The organism is Catellatospora sp. TT07R-123 (assembly GCF_018327705.1).
Taxonomy (GTDB): domain Bacteria; phylum Actinomycetota; class Actinomycetes; order Mycobacteriales; family Micromonosporaceae; genus Catellatospora.
Map to the genome: position 1 here is coordinate 3,738,476 of NZ_BNEM01000001.1, position 14,851 is coordinate 3,753,326.

14 protein-coding genes are annotated in these 14,851 nt (G+C 66.6%); 5 read left to right on the plus strand and 9 right to left on the minus strand.

Features of this window, described 5'->3' with window-relative positions; translation table 11 throughout:
- Positions 1-28 precede the first annotated feature (28 nt).
- The 7 genes from Cs7R123_RS15985 to Cs7R123_RS16015 all read right to left on the minus strand — a co-directional run bounded on the left by Cs7R123_RS15985 (position 29) and on the right by Cs7R123_RS16015 (position 6,462).
- Entirely contained in the window at positions 29-667 is a 639-nt protein-coding gene (locus tag Cs7R123_RS15985; protein ID WP_212827385.1) for a hypothetical protein, read from the minus strand.
- On the minus strand, positions 664-1,608 hold the full coding sequence (locus Cs7R123_RS15990) for a radical SAM protein (RefSeq protein WP_212827387.1): 945 nt from the start codon (positions 1,606-1,608) through the stop codon (positions 664-666). Before Cs7R123_RS15990 ends, Cs7R123_RS15985 begins: the two co-directional genes overlap by 4 nt.
- 76 nt (positions 1,609-1,684) lie before the next feature.
- Positions 1,685-2,527, minus strand: coding sequence for a class I SAM-dependent methyltransferase (locus Cs7R123_RS15995; protein ID WP_212827389.1), 843 nt, complete (start codon positions 2,525-2,527; stop codon positions 1,685-1,687).
- A gap of 67 nt (positions 2,528-2,594) precedes the next feature.
- Entirely contained in the window at positions 2,595-3,617 is a 1,023-nt protein-coding gene (locus Cs7R123_RS16000) for an asparagine synthetase A (RefSeq protein WP_212827391.1), read from the minus strand.
- 70 nt (positions 3,618-3,687) lie between these two features.
- A complete protein-coding gene (locus tag Cs7R123_RS16005) occupies positions 3,688-4,302 on the minus strand; it encodes an N-acetyltransferase (protein ID WP_212827393.1) in 615 nt (204 codons plus the stop codon).
- Positions 4,303-4,323: 21 nt separating this feature from the next.
- On the minus strand, positions 4,324-5,811 hold the full coding sequence (locus Cs7R123_RS16010) for an APC family permease (RefSeq protein ID WP_244871853.1): 1,488 nt from the start codon (positions 5,809-5,811) through the stop codon (positions 4,324-4,326).
- A 24-nt stretch (positions 5,812-5,835) separates the two neighbouring features.
- Positions 5,836-6,462 (minus strand): GPP34 family phosphoprotein, encoded by a 627-nt coding sequence (locus Cs7R123_RS16015; RefSeq protein WP_212827395.1) that lies wholly within the window; start codon positions 6,460-6,462, stop codon positions 5,836-5,838.
- Positions 6,463-7,340: 878 nt separating this feature from the next.
- Between Cs7R123_RS16015 and Cs7R123_RS16020 the strand changes: the two genes are divergently transcribed.
- From Cs7R123_RS16020 to Cs7R123_RS16040, 5 genes are all read left to right on the plus strand, one after another.
- Positions 7,341-8,213, plus strand: coding sequence for a helix-turn-helix transcriptional regulator (locus tag Cs7R123_RS16020; protein ID WP_212827397.1), 873 nt, complete (start codon positions 7,341-7,343; stop codon positions 8,211-8,213).
- Positions 8,213-8,416 (plus strand): DUF397 domain-containing protein, encoded by a 204-nt coding sequence (locus tag Cs7R123_RS16025; RefSeq protein ID WP_212827399.1) that lies wholly within the window; start codon positions 8,213-8,215, stop codon positions 8,414-8,416. Before Cs7R123_RS16020 ends, Cs7R123_RS16025 begins: the two co-directional genes overlap by 1 nt.
- 213 nt (positions 8,417-8,629) lie before the next feature.
- Positions 8,630-10,225 carry a helix-turn-helix transcriptional regulator gene (locus Cs7R123_RS16030; protein WP_244871854.1) on the plus strand — a complete coding sequence of 532 codons (1,596 nt, stop codon included), beginning with the start codon at positions 8,630-8,632 and terminating at the stop codon, positions 10,223-10,225.
- Positions 10,225-10,923, plus strand: a complete 699-nt coding sequence (locus tag Cs7R123_RS16035; protein WP_212827401.1) for an SDR family NAD(P)-dependent oxidoreductase — start codon at positions 10,225-10,227, stop codon at positions 10,921-10,923. The genes Cs7R123_RS16030 and Cs7R123_RS16035 overlap by 1 nt, the downstream gene beginning before the upstream one ends.
- Before the next feature lie 10 nt (positions 10,924-10,933).
- Positions 10,934-13,480, plus strand: coding sequence for a pyridoxal-phosphate dependent enzyme (locus Cs7R123_RS16040; protein WP_212827403.1), 2,547 nt, complete (start codon positions 10,934-10,936; stop codon positions 13,478-13,480).
- A gap of 114 nt (positions 13,481-13,594) precedes the next feature.
- On the opposite strand, the gene Cs7R123_RS16045 is transcribed toward Cs7R123_RS16040, so the two are convergent.
- Together Cs7R123_RS16045 and Cs7R123_RS16050 are read right to left on the minus strand one after the other, a co-directional pair.
- Positions 13,595-13,852, minus strand: coding sequence for a hypothetical protein (locus tag Cs7R123_RS16045; RefSeq protein ID WP_212827405.1), 258 nt, complete (start codon positions 13,850-13,852; stop codon positions 13,595-13,597).
- Positions 13,853-13,866: 14 nt separating this feature from the next.
- The gene (locus Cs7R123_RS16050; protein WP_212827407.1) at positions 13,867-14,850 is read right to left on the minus strand and encodes a DnaB-like helicase N-terminal domain-containing protein; all 984 of its coding nucleotides are present in this window, start codon (positions 14,848-14,850) and stop codon (positions 13,867-13,869) included.
- Position 14,851 lies beyond the last annotated feature (1 nt).

A 14,851-nucleotide genomic window follows, 5' to 3' on the forward strand; every position in this document is an offset into this window, starting at 1 on the left:
CCTCCGGCAAGCTCGGATTGAATCTTGGTCACCAGCTGGCGTTCGCGTGTGCTGTCGCAGCTCTGAGCCGAGCCGCTACGTCCTCGTACGCCGTCTCGAAGACAGCTCCGCCCTGGTTGCCGTCGGTTACGGCCAGGACCGCCCGGACGTCGCAGCGCGCCACCAGTGCGGCGGCGAACACCCAGGCGGTCTCCATATCGACGAAGTCCGCGTCGCGGCGGAGTTCTGCGTGTGCCGCGCTGGACTGCCCGAGGTGGCCCACCGTGCGGACGTGCCCGCCCAGTGCCACTACCGGCCCGGTTGTCCACCGTCGCCGACCGCGTGTGCCGTCGAAGGCTGTGGCACGCTCAGGCTCGACGAGGCTCCTGCCTGGTAGCGGCGTGGCGGCAGTCAGCGTTCCGCAGGTTCCAATAAACGTGACCTGGTGTCCCGGCTCCAGTGCGAGGACGGCGTCAACGCAGACGCTGCCCTGCGGAACCTGGATAACGCTGACCTCCTTGGCATGGCGGACTGGCCACCAGCCGGAGTCTTCGTCCGCGCCGGTGAACTCTTCACGGACCGCGGCGAAGGGCGACAGCACCACGCGCCGGCGGAGCTGCTCGGTTCCGAACAGCGCCCGCCGCGCCTTGCGTCGCCACTCTTCCGTGGGCCTGGTGATACCGCTCACGTGGTGAGGAGAGGCAGGGGGCAGTACTGGTAGCCCATGAACGTCTGGTTCTGCGCTCGCAGGTCGTCCAGCAGCTGCCTGAAGGGTGTGTCATGCAGGTTGCCGATCCCGTACCGGTCCGGGTCGAGCTTGTAGAGCCAGGAGCAACCGCTGACCGCGCCATCAGCGGAGACGTAGAACACCTGGGAGCCCGCCGGGCAGCCCCGTGGCCCCTCTTCGGTGACCGGGCTGTCGCCCAGGCTGTAGTCGAGTTCGACACCGTTCTCGGCGCATACGGCCCGCAGTGCAGAGAGCCGGATCTCGAGATCGGTCGTCTGCTGCTCGTTCAGCAGGAGATGGGGGTATCGGGCTGCCCGGCCGGCCGGGAACATCGTGCTGACCACGATGCCGGTGACACCGAGCGGCAGCATCTGGTGGACGAAGTCCTCGACCTGGTGAACGTTGGGCGCAGCGACCACGTGGGAGATCCGCACCGGGATACCGGCGTGTACGAAGTGCCCGACCGCCCGGACGGCCCGGTCATACGAACTCGGTTTGCCCCGCAGGATCGCGTGCACATCCCGGGTCGCGCCGTCGATGCTGACGGTTACGCTGCGCAGAGCGGTGCCCGCCAGCTGTGCGGCGAGTTCCTGGGTGACGTGGTAGCCGTTGGTGTTGACGAAGACGTCACCCTGCTGCGGGTCGACCGCTGAGATGATCTCCACCAGGTCCTTCCTGGTGAACGGCTCCCCGCCAGAGAAGAAGAACTCGCGCATGCCGCAGGCGGTCATGTCGGAGATCGCTTCGATGATGGCGGCAGTGGGCAGGTCCCGGTCGGTCGGGACGTCGGGGTCGGAGTCGGTGCAGCAGTGCACGCACGCGAGGTTGCAGTACCGCGTCAGCTCCCAGATCACCATGGAGCCGGTGGTTGCAGGCCTGAACCGGCAGAGTTCCTGAGTCATCTGGCGCTCCTCGAGGGGTGCGAGCTGGAAAGCCGTGCAGCCGTTGTCGAGCCGCTGGAGGGTGGAGTCGGCGAGTTCACGCCTCTGCCGGCCGTTCGATGTAGATCATGAGGTTGACCCCGCGCTCGGCCCAGCCAGACTGCTCGGACGCCGCCAGCTCGAGTTCGAGAGCCTGCGCGAAGTAGGCAGGGTCCTCGAGGCGTCGCGAAATGGCGCTGATCGTGTCGTACGGGTAGCCGAAGTCCTCGGGTCCGGGGTGCACGACTGAGGTCACGCCGAAGGCGCCGCATACCCGGAAGCCGGCCGCCGCGGCGAGGTCGCGCAGGTTCTCGACCGAGTAGACCCGCAGGCGCGGTACGTGGGGCGCCCACCGGACGGTTCCGGTGGCGAGGATGTCCGCGAGTTCCGCTGCGTCGGCGCCGTCGCGATTTACCTTGGAGTGCAGCGCGTTCGACAGTGAGTGGCTCATCAGCAACGCCCGCCCACCGGGCTTGAGTACCCGGTAGAACGTCCGGAAGGCGGCGGCGGGATCCTCCAGGAAGCTCAGCACGCCGTAGGTGCTGACGATGCCGTCGAACTCCGCGTCACCGAGCGAGGGAGCGTCGCACAGGTCGCACTCGACCATCCGGGGAACGCGGATCGGAGCGGCCGCCTCCATGGTGCGCCGCGCCTCCTCCAGCATCTGCGGGGACTTGTCGGCGATCGTCACATCGACGTCCAGGGCAGAGGAGTACCACACGGCCCACCGTCCGGTGCCACCGCCGGCGTCCAGCAGTCTTCCGCCTGGCAGCATCCCCAGGTGCCGCCGGACCAGCGCCTTGATCAGCTCGTCGGCCAGGCGCCAGTACGACGCCTCGTAGAAGCCGGCGACGTTCCTCGCGTACGGCTCGAAGAACTGGTCGAACTCGGTTCGCGTCATAAGTCCCATGTCAGTGGCTCTCACTTTCGTCTGGCGGAGGTCATCGTCGGAGCGGGCACCGGCGGTTTCACGGCAGGATGGTGCGGCCGTTCTCGCGCGGCAGCAGCTGAAGATCACGGATGTCGTCGTGCTGGAGCAGCCACATGAAGAACCGCTCGACCCCCAAGCCGAAACCGGCGGTCCTCATGGGCCTGAGATCCTTCATGGCCACGTACCACTCGTAGCCATCGCTGGCGACGTCGTGCAGCTTGAGCGCATCGCGGACCTGGTCGCCCGTGGTGTGCCGCTCCCCGGCGCCGACCACCTCGCCCGGCCCGAACAGGAGATCGGCGTTGCGCGCACGACCGTCGCCGTCGAATGCCTGGTAGAAGGGCACAGACAAGTGGTCCCAGCGGGTGACCCAGACGAACTGACCGAGGCGGTCCATGAGCCGCTTCTCACCGGCCCGCGTGAGCGATCGCCATCCGCCTACCTCATCGGTCTGAACGCTCTCCGGCTCGGGTAGATGCACCACCGCCTCGTCAAACGTCAGCCGCCGGAACCCCGCGGGTTGGGCGAGGAGGCTCTCGACGTGCGCGACGCCACCGGCCATACGCGCGATCCAGTGCCCGGCCTGGACGAGCAGGTGTTCGGCGAGGTGGCGGATGTAGTCCTCGACCAGGCGCATCACGTCGTCGAGGCTGCCGGGTATCTCGGCCTCGCTGTGGAAGAACTGGCAAAGGTGGGTCGGGTCGGCGGCCTCGCCTCGGAAAGACGGCATGACGTAGTAGGCGCCGTTCCTGCTCAACCTGCACATGTACTCCAGGGAGAACTGCATGGAGTCGGCGAGGAAGGTGGGTACGCCGTGCAGGTCCACCTGCACGGGCAGGCTGTCGCTGCCGAGGCCCATGGGCGAGGAGACGGAGCCGGTGGTGATGGGCAGGTGGCTGAACCGGAGCCCTCGCGCCGTCCAGAACTGCGTCGTCGCCGTGGTGAGCGTGTCCTGGAGCAGGACAAGCCCTCGATACCAGTCGCTGTCCATAGCGATCGCGAAATGCGAGTCTGGCGTCATCCAGGAACGTGGCGGACTGATCCGGTCTGTGGTCGTCACTGTCTCTCCTACTCGAATCCGTCAGTGCTGGGCGAGGTCAGCGCGGGCAGTGGCGCCGCGGCGGGGCCGGCTACCGGCTCGTTGGACTGGGCACACGTCGCATGGCCCAGATGGGCGGCCCGTCGTCAGGTAGGTGGAACGGCGAGCCGGGCAGATCGGTGTAGCCGTGGCGCAGGTACAGCCGGTGGTTGCGGGCGTTGCTGGCTTCCAGGTAGGCCGGCGTGCCCTCCCTGTCGAGGTCGGCATGGCGCTGCTGGAGGAGCCTGCTGCCTACGCCGGCGCCCTGGCGTTCGGGCGCTACGCCCAGGAAGCCGAGATAGTGATGTGGCTCGTGGATGTGGTGCTTGGCGAAGGTCTCGTCGATCTGCGCGAAGCGTGGTGTCCACGGCCCGCAGGCGGCGGCCAGTCGTTCCTGGTAGTCGGCTGGTTCGACGTCCTCGTCGGTGCGCGGGTACCAGATGGCCGCACCGGAGAGGTTGTCGGTGACGTGGACGAGGCCTTGGTGGAGGCCGTCGTCGACGAAGATGCGGAAGTAGTCGACGTACACCTTGCGCCGCTCGCCGATGTCGGGGATGAGCCAGTTGCCGACCGGACTGATCAGGAAGGCGTCGGCGAGCAGGGCGCTGATCCAGTGCGCCTCGTCAGGTCGGGCGCTGCGGATCGGTGCGGGTGGGGTGCGGTCCATGGCTCCGGGGCCTCTCGCTTGTCAGGCGTGCGCGGTGGCGGGCGTGGGGCTGTTGGCGCCCAGGCCGATGGCGGCGTAGGTGCTGGGGCGGCCCAGCCGGAGGGCGAGGGCCCAGGCCGCGCTGGACGCGGCTGTGACGGCATAGGCGATCGGGAAGATCCACTTCAGCAGCGAGTCGGGGCCGACGCCCAGCAGGAGGTGGAACTGGTCGAGCGTGATCGCGAGGACGGCGCCGAGGGCGAGGAAGGACGACAGCGGCGCGATGATGCGGCGCCATGGGTTCTCGCCGACCGGATTGCGGCGGAAGTAGCCGAGGACGGCCAGGGAGGTAGCGACCATGAGGATGAGCACGCCCAGGCCGCCCGCGACGGTGAGCCAGAAGAACAGCTTGACGATCGGGTCCCAGCCGTTGACCGCGTAGACGGTGATCACGGCGAAGGCGAGGGCGGTCTGGATGAGGGAGCCGAGCTTGGGCGCACCGCTGCGGCGGCTGGTGCGCCCAAGCGCGGCGGGCAGCACGCCTTCGCGGCCGAGGGCGAACAGGTAGCGGGCGACGGTGTTGTGGAAGGCCAGCAGCGCGGCGAACAGGGAGGTGATGAACAGGATATGGCCGATGTCGATCATGGCCTGCCCGACGTGCGGGGCGACGAGACTGAAGATGAGCTCGGTGCCCTGCGCCTGGGCGGCGGTGACGATGCCGTCGTGGCCGGTGGGCACGGACATGGCCCAGGCCGAGAGGCCGTAGAGCAGGCCGGTGACGACCAGGGCGAGGTAGGTGGCTCGAGCGACGGTGCGCTTGGGGTCCTTGGTCTCCTCGCTGAACACGACGCCAGCCTCGAAGCCGACGAACCCGGTGACCGCGGTGACCAGAGCTGCGCCGATACCCGAGGCGAACAGGTAGGAGGGGGCCAGGGTGTCGTAATCCACGCCGCCACGGGCGGGATGGCCGATCATCACAGCGTCGTAGACAACCGCGATGGCGATCTCCGCGAGGAGCAGGACGGCCAGGACCTTGCCATTCAGGTCGACGCGCAGCACGCCGAGCACCGCCACCAGGGCCCAGCCGATGAAGGCGCACTCCCACCAGGTGATGCTCATGCCGAAGCGGGTTTCGAGGTAGCCGGCCAGCACAGCACCGAACCCGCCGTACAGGCCGACCTGCATGGCGTTGTAGCCCAGCACGGCGACACCCGCCGCACCGACGCCGGTGATCTTGCCGAGCCCGTGGCTGATGTAGGTGTAGAAGGCGCCGGCGTTGACGATGTGGCGGCTCATGGCCACGTAACCGACAGAGAACACGGCCAGGATGATCGCGATGGCGAAGTAGGAGACCGGGATGCCCAGCGTTCCGGTGACCGCAAAGCCGGTGGTGGCGCCGCCTGCCACGACGGTCAGCGGTGCGGCGCCGGCTGCGGCGAAGAAGAACACGCTGGGCACGCCCAGACGCGACTGCGCCAGGGTCCGCGAGACGTTACTCGCCCGGGTCGGTTGGCTGGTGGAGTGGGTCACGTACAGCTCCTCTTTCAGGGTGGGTCAGGTGCGGTGGGCCAGGACGGCGTTGCCGATGGCCGTACGCGTGTGGTGCAGCAGGTCCTGCATCGGGGGCCAGAGGGTGCCGATCTGGTTGCGCATGTGCTCGTAGGTGGCTGGGGGCGCGCCCTCGATCACGTAGGAGTCCAGGCCGGTGACGTGGCACAGCCCGGCCAGGCAGAGCTGGTGGTAGTCGAGGGGTCCGTGGCGGCGCAGCTGGTTCGACAGCAGCGCCCAGGGCTTGGCGGCGGTGTTCATGTCGGTGGGGACCCAGACCGTGCCGGCGGTGCGCAGCAGCCGACGGCCCGCCTCGGCCCGAACGTGCCCCGCGCGCTGCAGCCGACCTGCGACCTGGGCCGTCGCCTGCTGGCTGAGGAACGCCAGCCACGTCTGCATGGTGTGCTGGCGCGGCTCGTCGACGAGCTGGTCGAGGACCGCGTGGGTGAGAGAGTCCGATGGCGGCGTGCGGTCGGTGATGGTGAGCTGGCCGTCGGCGAGGGTGATGCGCCGCTCGGCGAGCAGCTCACCCAGCAGCGACGCCGCCAGGCCGATCGCCACCGCGCGGCTGTGCAGGCGCGGTTTCCCGGTGACGTCGTGGTGGGCGATGCGGAAGAAGTCGTCGGCGATCACGGCTTGCCCGCCTTCCACTCGGTCTGTGGCTGGCGTGGATCACCGCTTGCCGTGACGGTGATCCACGCCAGCCCGGTACGCCCCGAGCTGGCTGTCACGCGTACTGCTGGGGAGTTCTGTCCGCAGCGCGTGGTAGCAGGGACGTACTTGATGAGGCGGGGTACCCCCCTGGCTGGGCGCGGCCGGTGCGCCCTGGGCCTGGCCCCCGCCTCGTCATCGGACACCGTGTCGGCACTCGATGCCGTCCGGCACTCAGGCCGGTTCAGTGTGGGTCGGCTGCTCGAACGGGGTGCACGCGGCGGGAAGGTACGGTCGCGTGCACCCCGCCGAAGCCCAGCCAGGTCTCCCACCGCCACCGTCATATCAAGGCAGGTAGCAGCGAGGACTTCCGGCAAGTTGTCGCCCGTGACGGACAGACGACCTTCCGATGCCGCCCAGCCCGTTCTCGGAACGACAGCGGTGCGTACAGCAGCTGCGCGAGGGACCGGAGCGCTGCGTGCGGCCGGCAGAGCGGGTACCGTCATGGCCTGCCTGCCGATGGGAGTACCGCAGCCCGTATCGGTGATGGCCATGTCGCCCCCTTGTCTGCCGGGTGGTGGGGAGGATGCGATGGACCGCATGCCCCCTGGCCGACTTGGCGCCAGGAAGTCGATGCATCGCTCGTCGTGAGTACACCTTCACGGACGGTCCCCGGTGGCGGGAACGCCACTTTGGCAGGAGACATGCCAGGAGACTTGGCAGGAGACTTGTCTCCCACCTGCTGAAACTCACCGCACTGTCCAGATCGGGCGTCGTCAGCCGTCGATTTTGGGGTTACTGTCTGTGCGCATCGGCGGGTTGCCGCCGTCGGTCACCGAGCCGAGTAGAGGCAGAACACCATGATCAGTCCCTATGTGCGCCGCCGGCGCCTGGCCGCTGAGATCACGCGGCTGCGCGACGACCACGGATACTCGGCGGACCGGCTCGCCAGGTCGATCGGGGTCGCCCGTCAGCGCATCTCACGCCTGGAGAACGGCCATGTACGCCCTGATCTCGACGAGATCATGCGCATCCTGGCCGAGCTGGGCGTCGGCCAGCCACGCTGGAACACGATCATGGCGATTGCCCGCGAGTCGCAGGAGCGCGGGTGGTGGGAGAAGTTCGCCACGCAGATGGGCCCGCGCCAGGCCTTGTACGCCAACCTCGAGGCCGGAGCCAGCACCATCAGCGAGTACCAGCTGACCCTTTTGCCCGGTCTTCTGCAGATCCCCACCTTCACGCAGGCCCGCGCCCGCGTAGACCACTCAGCCCACGGCCAGGAGTTCGACCGGGAGCGCGCCGTCGAAGCGCGAGCCGCCCGCCAGCAGGTCATGCAGCGCCCGGGCGGACCGACCTACGAAGTGATCATCGACGAGCTGGCCGTGCGCCGGCTTGCCGCACCGGGCAATGTCGTCTGCAGGCAACTCGATCACCTCATCGACCTCGGCCACAACAACTCGAAGATCACCATCCGGGTGCTGCGCGTCGGCGCACGAATCGCTGATCACGCCGTAGCCCGGTCACCGTTCTCGGTCTACCGCTACCCCGACCCCGACGACCCGGTCGTCGTCGCGGTGGACACCGTCACCTCGGACCTGGTCTTGACCGACGCCGCAGAGGTCGACTACTACCTGGCCCTGTACGACCGCCTCCGCGAAGCCGCCCTGGCACCCCTGGACAGCCTTGACCTCCTCGCCGCAGTAGCCGAGGAACTACGAGAGAAGGACCGCTGATGGAGCACACGACGCTCACCAACTGGCGCAAATCGACCCGCAGCGGTGGCGGTGACAACTGCGTGGAAGTCGCCACCAGCGAGGACGGCAGTCACGTCGGAGTACGCGACTCGAAAGACCCGAACGGCGGGATCCTGGCCTTCCCGTCAGTTGTATGGCAGGAGTTCCTGGCCGGCATCCGACGCGGCGACTTCGACCTGTAGGCGCTGCCGCTCGTTGCGGGTGGGCCACCGCCAGCAGTCGCGGCGGTCACCTGAGTGAGGGTTACGCGAACCGTCCTGACACGTGCGTCGTGTCCTGTCATCCTGATATAGACGAAGGGAGGATCCGTGGGTGCGGGAAGAGTGTTGTCGCCGAACACATTGCTCAATCGAGCAAGACGCCACCTTGTGTCACCGTCAGGTTCGGGTCGGCCGATGTCGCGACAAGAACTTGCTGAGGCTGTCAACGGATATCTTCTCATCACCCATGGGCAGCGATCAGAGCTGGACGAGACGTACATCGGCAAACTGGAACGTGGGGAGCATCGCTGGCCCAACAGCAAGTATCGCGAAGCTTTTCGATCAGTGTTGATGGTCGAAGGCGACGCTCAGCTCGGGTTCTACGTCATCCGAGCGTCAGCTACCGCCACGACGCCTGCGGGCATCGCTGCCAACAACAACGAGCCACGGCCCAGCGACCTCACCGTCTTTCCGCACCCCTTGACCTATGTACGCTACGAGCGGGGCTGGAGCCAGCAGGACCTCGCCAATCTCATCCTTCGTAGAACCCAGGCGACATTTCACGCAGGCGACGTCAGCAAGTGGGAGAACGGCGGCGTGTCACCCGATCACGCCACCCAGCTCGCCATAGCGGCCGAGCTTGGCGTTGACACTGGCACGGTGTCGGCGCTGGGTTGGCCGTACTGGCTACCGGCAGGTGTACGGATCGATACGACGTTCGATTGGACCTGGGACCAGGCGCTGGCGGCGCTTGGCCGGGAAGCGGAGTCGGCCATGCTGGACAGACGAGCATTTCTCACTCTCGGCGGAGTTGCGGTCGCTACGCTGACGGATCGATGGCTTGGCACCGACGCCCCCCGCCTCATACCAGCGATGCGCGGAGGCCGGCTCGACACAACAGTCGTTGACTGCCTTGAGCAGCGCCTGCCAACCATGCGTTCGCTGGATGCGAGCCTCGGCGGTGCCGGTGTCCGCGGGATCGTGGACTCGGAACTACGTCTAGTCACCAATCTGCTTCTCGCCAGCCGCTATGACGAACCCACCGGCCGCAGGATGGCCGCCATCGCTGCAGAACTCGGACGGCTTGCCGGCTACGCCAGTTTCGACGCCGGGTTCCACACTGCGGCTGAGCGCTATTGGATCGCTGCCCTACGCGCATCGCACGCCGCTGATGATCGCATGCTCGGCGCCAACATCCTCAAGTGCATGAGTCTGCAACGGGTAGACCTCCGCCAGACCGCTGACGCACTGTCAATCGCAAGCTCGGCACTTGCCAGCGCCCAGAATGCCCACCCCCGCGTAGTTGCCATGCTCACCATCAGGCTTGCCCGGACGTCCGCGGCCGCAGGCGACCGGACCAGGGCTGAGCGCCTACTCGCCTCGGCGGACACGGCTATGGGCCGAGCACCCGACCACGCTACGGCTGCACCCGCCTGGGCAGGCTATTTCGACGAAGCCGAATACTATGCGCAAGCCGCCGCGTGCTACCGGCTTGTCCATCGGCCAGCCGAAGCCGAGGCCTGGCTAGCCAAGGCGCTGGAACTCCAACCGGCATCGCGGGTCCGCGACCGCGCGACGTACCGCATCTGGCGTGCCGAAAACCTCATCGACCTTCGAAATGTCGAGCAGGCCTGCGACTTGACGAGATCCGCACTGGGCGACCTGCAGACCTCACGCTCCGCCCGCAACACCGGGCGCATCCGTCGCCTTCGCAATCGTCTCGCTCAGTACGATGGGATCTCCGATGCCCGCACACTCGTCGAGCAGATCGACAGCATGGAGTTCATCTGATGCGCAGAGTCGCCGTCGTCACCGGCGCCAATCGAGGGCTTGGGTTCGCGATCAGCGAGGCTCTCGCCACCCTGGGTCTGCACGTCGTCCTCACCGGCCGAGATGAACGAGCTGTCGTAGACGCGGCGAACAAACTGCTTGCCGCCGGACTCGACGTCAGCGCGCACCAACTCGACATCACCGACCCAGCCAGCGTCGCACGGGCGATCGCCGACATCGGCTTCGAACACGGCAAAATGGACGTGCTCGTCAACAATGCCGCCGTCGCCATTGATCGTGCCAGGCCAGCACACTCTGCGGACATGGAAATCGTCGCGGCGACGATGAACGCCAACCTGCTCGGCGCCTGGCGGTGTTGCATAGCGGCCATCCCGCAGATGCGCCAAGGCGGCTACGGACGCATCGTCAACGTGACCAGCCACATGAGCCTGCTGTCGACGATGAAAACGGGCAGCGCCGCGTATCGCATCTCTAAGACCGCCCTCAACGCCTTGACGTGTGTGCTCGCAGACGAGGTCGCCGGGGACAACATTCTGGTGAATGCCGCGTCACCGGGCTTGATCGCCACCCGCTTGGCGTACGGCAAAGCAGAACACGCGCCGGCAGAAGTCGTCGATACCTTCACGTGGCTGGCCACGCTGCCCGACGACGGGCCACGCGGCCAACTTTTTCACGAACGTCGACCGCTTCCTTGGTAGATGATCCTGCATGACCCAGACCACCGGCCGACGCTCCGCGTTTGACGTAATCGCCGACCAGGTCGACACGGCCCGCACGATCATTGCCCCATATGTTGTGAATACGCCCACCATCCGGCTGCCATGGCTGGACACCCCCGACGGAGAAGTCTGGGCCAAGCTGGAATGCTGGCAACGCAGTGGCAGCGTCAAAGCCCGCTCCGCCTTCCATGCCCTGTTGTCCCTCGACCCGGCTCAACGCTTCGTGACAGCGCCCGGCGGGAACCACGGACTCGCGATTGCCGAGGCCGCGCGTATTCTCGGCCACTCATGCGTAGCATTCGTTCCGATCAACGCCTCTGCCGTACGTACCAGACGCATCAGGGAACTCGGCGCACATGTCGAGGTCGCCGGGGCCGACGGCAACGATGCCACCAGCTACGCCGTTGCCTACGCGCAGCGACACAGCCTGCCGTTTCTTCCGTCATCCGGCGACCTACGCGCAGCAGTCGCACTCGCCACCTGCGCTGCTGAGGCATTCGAAGACGCAGGTCCTTTTGACAATCTCATTGTCCCTCTAGGCAGTGGCACGCTTCTCGCCGGCTGCGGCGAATACGCAACTGCTGCCGTCGCCGACATCCGGCTCGCCGCGGTCCACCCAGCCGTGTTCCGGCGCCCCTTCGGGCAACTCCCATTGACGAATTGCCTGGCCCAAGCGTATGCGCCCACGCTCGCTGACAGCCTCGCGGTCCTGACTCCAGACCCACACCCGCTGGCTGAGGTCTTGAACCGGCTGTCGGTCGCGCTCCACGAAGTCGACGAGCCGACCATCGCACTGGGGGTCTTCGCCCTACTACATCGGCAAAACCTGCTCGTTGAAGGCGCGGCAGCTGCGGCAGTCGGGGCGCTAATGACCCCGCCAGGGCCATCGACGTCTGGCCGGTCACTGGTCGTTCTCACCGGTAGCAACATCAACTCCTCGGACGTCGCTCGAGCGTTCACCACCGATATCCCCGATCCGAACCTGCGTCGTCGGCTCGGCCTTCGCCGACGCACACCCGTTCTGAGCCGCCCCCCGACCCTCGCGCAACAGCTGCCCGCAACGCACGGCGACCGGTCGATGACGGCTACACCGCCGAACCTACCGTCCGCCGGTTCACCTCCGAGGTCGCAACTCGACGCTGCGGCATCTGTTCTGACGGCGCACCGACGCTATGTGCAAGACTCGGATCTTCGCGTAAGCCCCGTCGCCCACGAGGCGCTTGACGTCGTTCTCAGCATCGCCCAGCGCTTACGCAACCACGTCGCCAGTAATACAACCGAGCACCACGAGGACGAACTGCGCTTGCTTCACCGACTAACGGGCTTCATACATCAGTCGATGGAATGGGCTAGTCCCGCACATGACCAAAGCCAGAGAATCAACTTTTTCGATCCCGCCGCACAGATGCCCGACATCGCGAACTATGCCCGGTACGGCAACGCCGCCCTACTCGACCTCGAGCTGTGCCTCGCCGAGATGCTCGGATTCGCAAACCACGACGTCGAACTGCTGGCAACGTCGAGCGGAATGGCCGCCTACCAGCTCATCGAGTCTTACCTGCTACGGCACGTGCTACAACCGGGCGATACGGTTGCGTGCACGCCCTACATCTATTTCGAGGCTCGCGAACAGTTGACGAGCCTACCCTTCGTAAGACACGTCCAAGCTGCGAGCTTCCACCCTTCCGACCTCGTACAGATCGTCGAGCAGAATGACGCTCGCGTTCTGTTCGTCGACCCCGTGGCCAACATAGCGGGACTCCCCTCGGTCGACCTCCGCGAGCTCGCCAGCATCACCGTTGGCAATCCGGCATGGTCAGACCGCTGGCTGGTCATCGACGGAACCATGGTCTCAGGCGGCATCGACATCTTTCGCCTGTTCCCCCCGGGCACGACCCCCCGCGCCCTCTACTACGAGAGTGCAAGTAAATACGCACAACTCGGCCTTGACCTGCAAATGGCCGGTGTTTGTGTCATACCAACGGCCCTCTCTACTCACTTACGGCTGCAGCGCCGCAACACTGGTACCGTTCTGTATCCCGAGGCTGTCGCTCGCTTTCCCAGGGCAGATCGCGAAACGTTCCTGGACAGGATGCAGACAATGTCCGCCAACGCATCCGCATTCGCGCATTCTCTACGCCTCGTGCCATGGCTTGGTAAACGCCTCGCAGTAGGCGTTGTCGACGACTGGACGCACAACGACTGGTCGCACGGCGGCGGCGTGGTCACCCTGAAGTTCCACGAGACAGGTCTGAACAATCGCGACGTCCTGGAATCGCTGATCGAGCGCCTGATGAAAATGGCCAGATTACGCGGCATCCCGCTGGTCAGGGGCGTGAGCTTCGGGCTCTCGACCACCCGTGTGTCTGCAACCTCGTCGACCGCAGAGTTCCATGATCCATTCCTGCGCTTTTCCATCGGCACAGAGGCAACCGAGAAGGTGGGCGAGATGGCGGACATCTTAACCGAGACCATTGCTCAGCACCTCGATGTCTTCGCCCATCGACCATTACCCACCAACCGCGCTGCGATCTAGAGTCGTCGATCACCCTTGCTGGGAAGCTCACGCGGAAGATGTATCAAGAGCCTCGCTGGACGCCCGGGCCCAATGCCGTCGACACCCAAAGTCCCCTGGCGGTTGGAGTTCGATCTAGGACCATAGGGCTCCGTCGGTTAGCCGCCGATGCCACGTGTCGAGCTTGATGTTGTGGGCGGGGTTGGTGATCTGGGTGTAGCCGTCACGGTCGGCGATCCACCATGTGCCGTCATACCTGACGTACATGCGGTGGCGTTCGTCGGCTGACATGGGTGCCGCCTGGCCGGCTGCGATGAGGTGGCGCATCTGGTCGTGGCTGAGGTGCCGCTGCGCCTGGGGCTGGCCGGTGGTGGCTGTGTTGGGCGTGGTCATCGTCGGTCGTCCCTTCACAGCTCGATGGGCCGGTCGGCGGAGGGCTGGGGCATTTGGTGGGCTTCGAGCCTCACCTCGATGTGGGCCATCTCGACTGTGTGCCCGCGGTGGAGGGCGCGTTCGGCTGCGGCGGCTGCGCTCAGGGCGAGGGTCGCGGCGACGTGGGCTTCGACGAGGCTGTGGCCGACTGTCACGGCGGTGCCGACTGCTACGGCGGTGGTCAGGAGGCGGCCGATGTAGGTGTAGTCGGGTTCAATTCGTGGGTCGGGTAGTTGTGGCCGGTGGTGGTGTAGGAGGTTGAGGCTGCGGTTGCGTTCGACTTCCCAGGCCAGGATGACGGGGTCGATGGGGTCGCCGTGGTAGGCGGTGGAGATCGCGACCTCGAACGTGAGCCGTCGCTGCTCAATGGTGAACACGTCGGAGTGCAGCCAGGAAGCGACGGCCTTGGCCTGCTCGGGGTGCTGGAGGATGTCGGCGATGACCGCGTCCTCGCGGTGCAACTCCAGCGCCGCGCCGGTCGGGGCCGTTAGCTGGATGTCCTGTTCGGGGTCGATCGCGGCGGCGGGTGCGAACGCGGCGGCGCGGGCGTCGAGTGCTGCCGCGACGCGGGCCAGGTGTGAGCGCTCCTGTGGGTCGGCGGTGGTTTCGGCGGCGGCGTGGTAGGGCAGGGCGAGGTCGGCGGTGTCGCGGTCGAACGCGGCTTGCATGACGATCTGGGCGTAGGGGCGGACGTCGGCCCCGTCGGGTGCGGCGGCCGCAAGTTGCTGTAGCCAGGTGGCGTCGACGTCGGGCCGGTCGACGACCGCGGCGACTGCGGTGGTCAGGGTGTTGGTGTCGTAGCCGGCGTATTGCAGGTCGAGGATCGCGCCGTAGATCGCGGCGTGGGCGGGGTGGCCGAAGTCGTCCGCAGTCAGTGTGTTGGTGATGAGGTCTGCCTGGTCGCCGGTCAGGAGAGCGCCGAGGATGCCGTGTTCGGCGCGCATGATCAGGTCCGCCATG

Excerpts from the sequence above, each read along its gene's own strand:
- Cs7R123_RS15990 (WP_212827387.1), bottom strand. The coding sequence starts at position 1,608 with ATGACTCAGGAACTCTGCCGGTTCAGGCCTGCAACCACCGGCTCCATG.
- Cs7R123_RS15995 (WP_212827389.1), bottom strand. The coding sequence starts at position 2,527 with ATGACGCGAACCGAGTTCGACCAGTTCTTCGAGCCGTACGCGAGGAAC.
- Cs7R123_RS16005 (WP_212827393.1), bottom strand. The coding sequence starts at position 4,302 with ATGGACCGCACCCCACCCGCACCGATCCGCAGCGCCCGACCTGACGAG.
- Cs7R123_RS16020 (WP_212827397.1), top strand. The coding sequence starts at position 7,341 with ATGATCAGTCCCTATGTGCGCCGCCGGCGCCTGGCCGCTGAGATCACG.
- Cs7R123_RS16025 (WP_212827399.1), top strand. The coding sequence starts at position 8,213 with ATGGAGCACACGACGCTCACCAACTGGCGCAAATCGACCCGCAGCGGT.
- Cs7R123_RS16030 (WP_244871854.1), top strand. The coding sequence starts at position 8,630 with ATGTCGCGACAAGAACTTGCTGAGGCTGTCAACGGATATCTTCTCATC.
- Cs7R123_RS16035 (WP_212827401.1), top strand. The coding sequence starts at position 10,225 with ATGCGCAGAGTCGCCGTCGTCACCGGCGCCAATCGAGGGCTTGGGTTC.
- Cs7R123_RS16040 (WP_212827403.1), top strand. The coding sequence starts at position 10,934 with ATGACCCAGACCACCGGCCGACGCTCCGCGTTTGACGTAATCGCCGAC.
- Cs7R123_RS16045 (WP_212827405.1), bottom strand. The coding sequence starts at position 13,852 with ATGACCACGCCCAACACAGCCACCACCGGCCAGCCCCAGGCGCAGCGG.
- Cs7R123_RS16050 (WP_212827407.1), bottom strand. The coding sequence starts at position 14,850 with ATGGCGGACCTGATCATGCGCGCCGAACACGGCATCCTCGGCGCTCTC.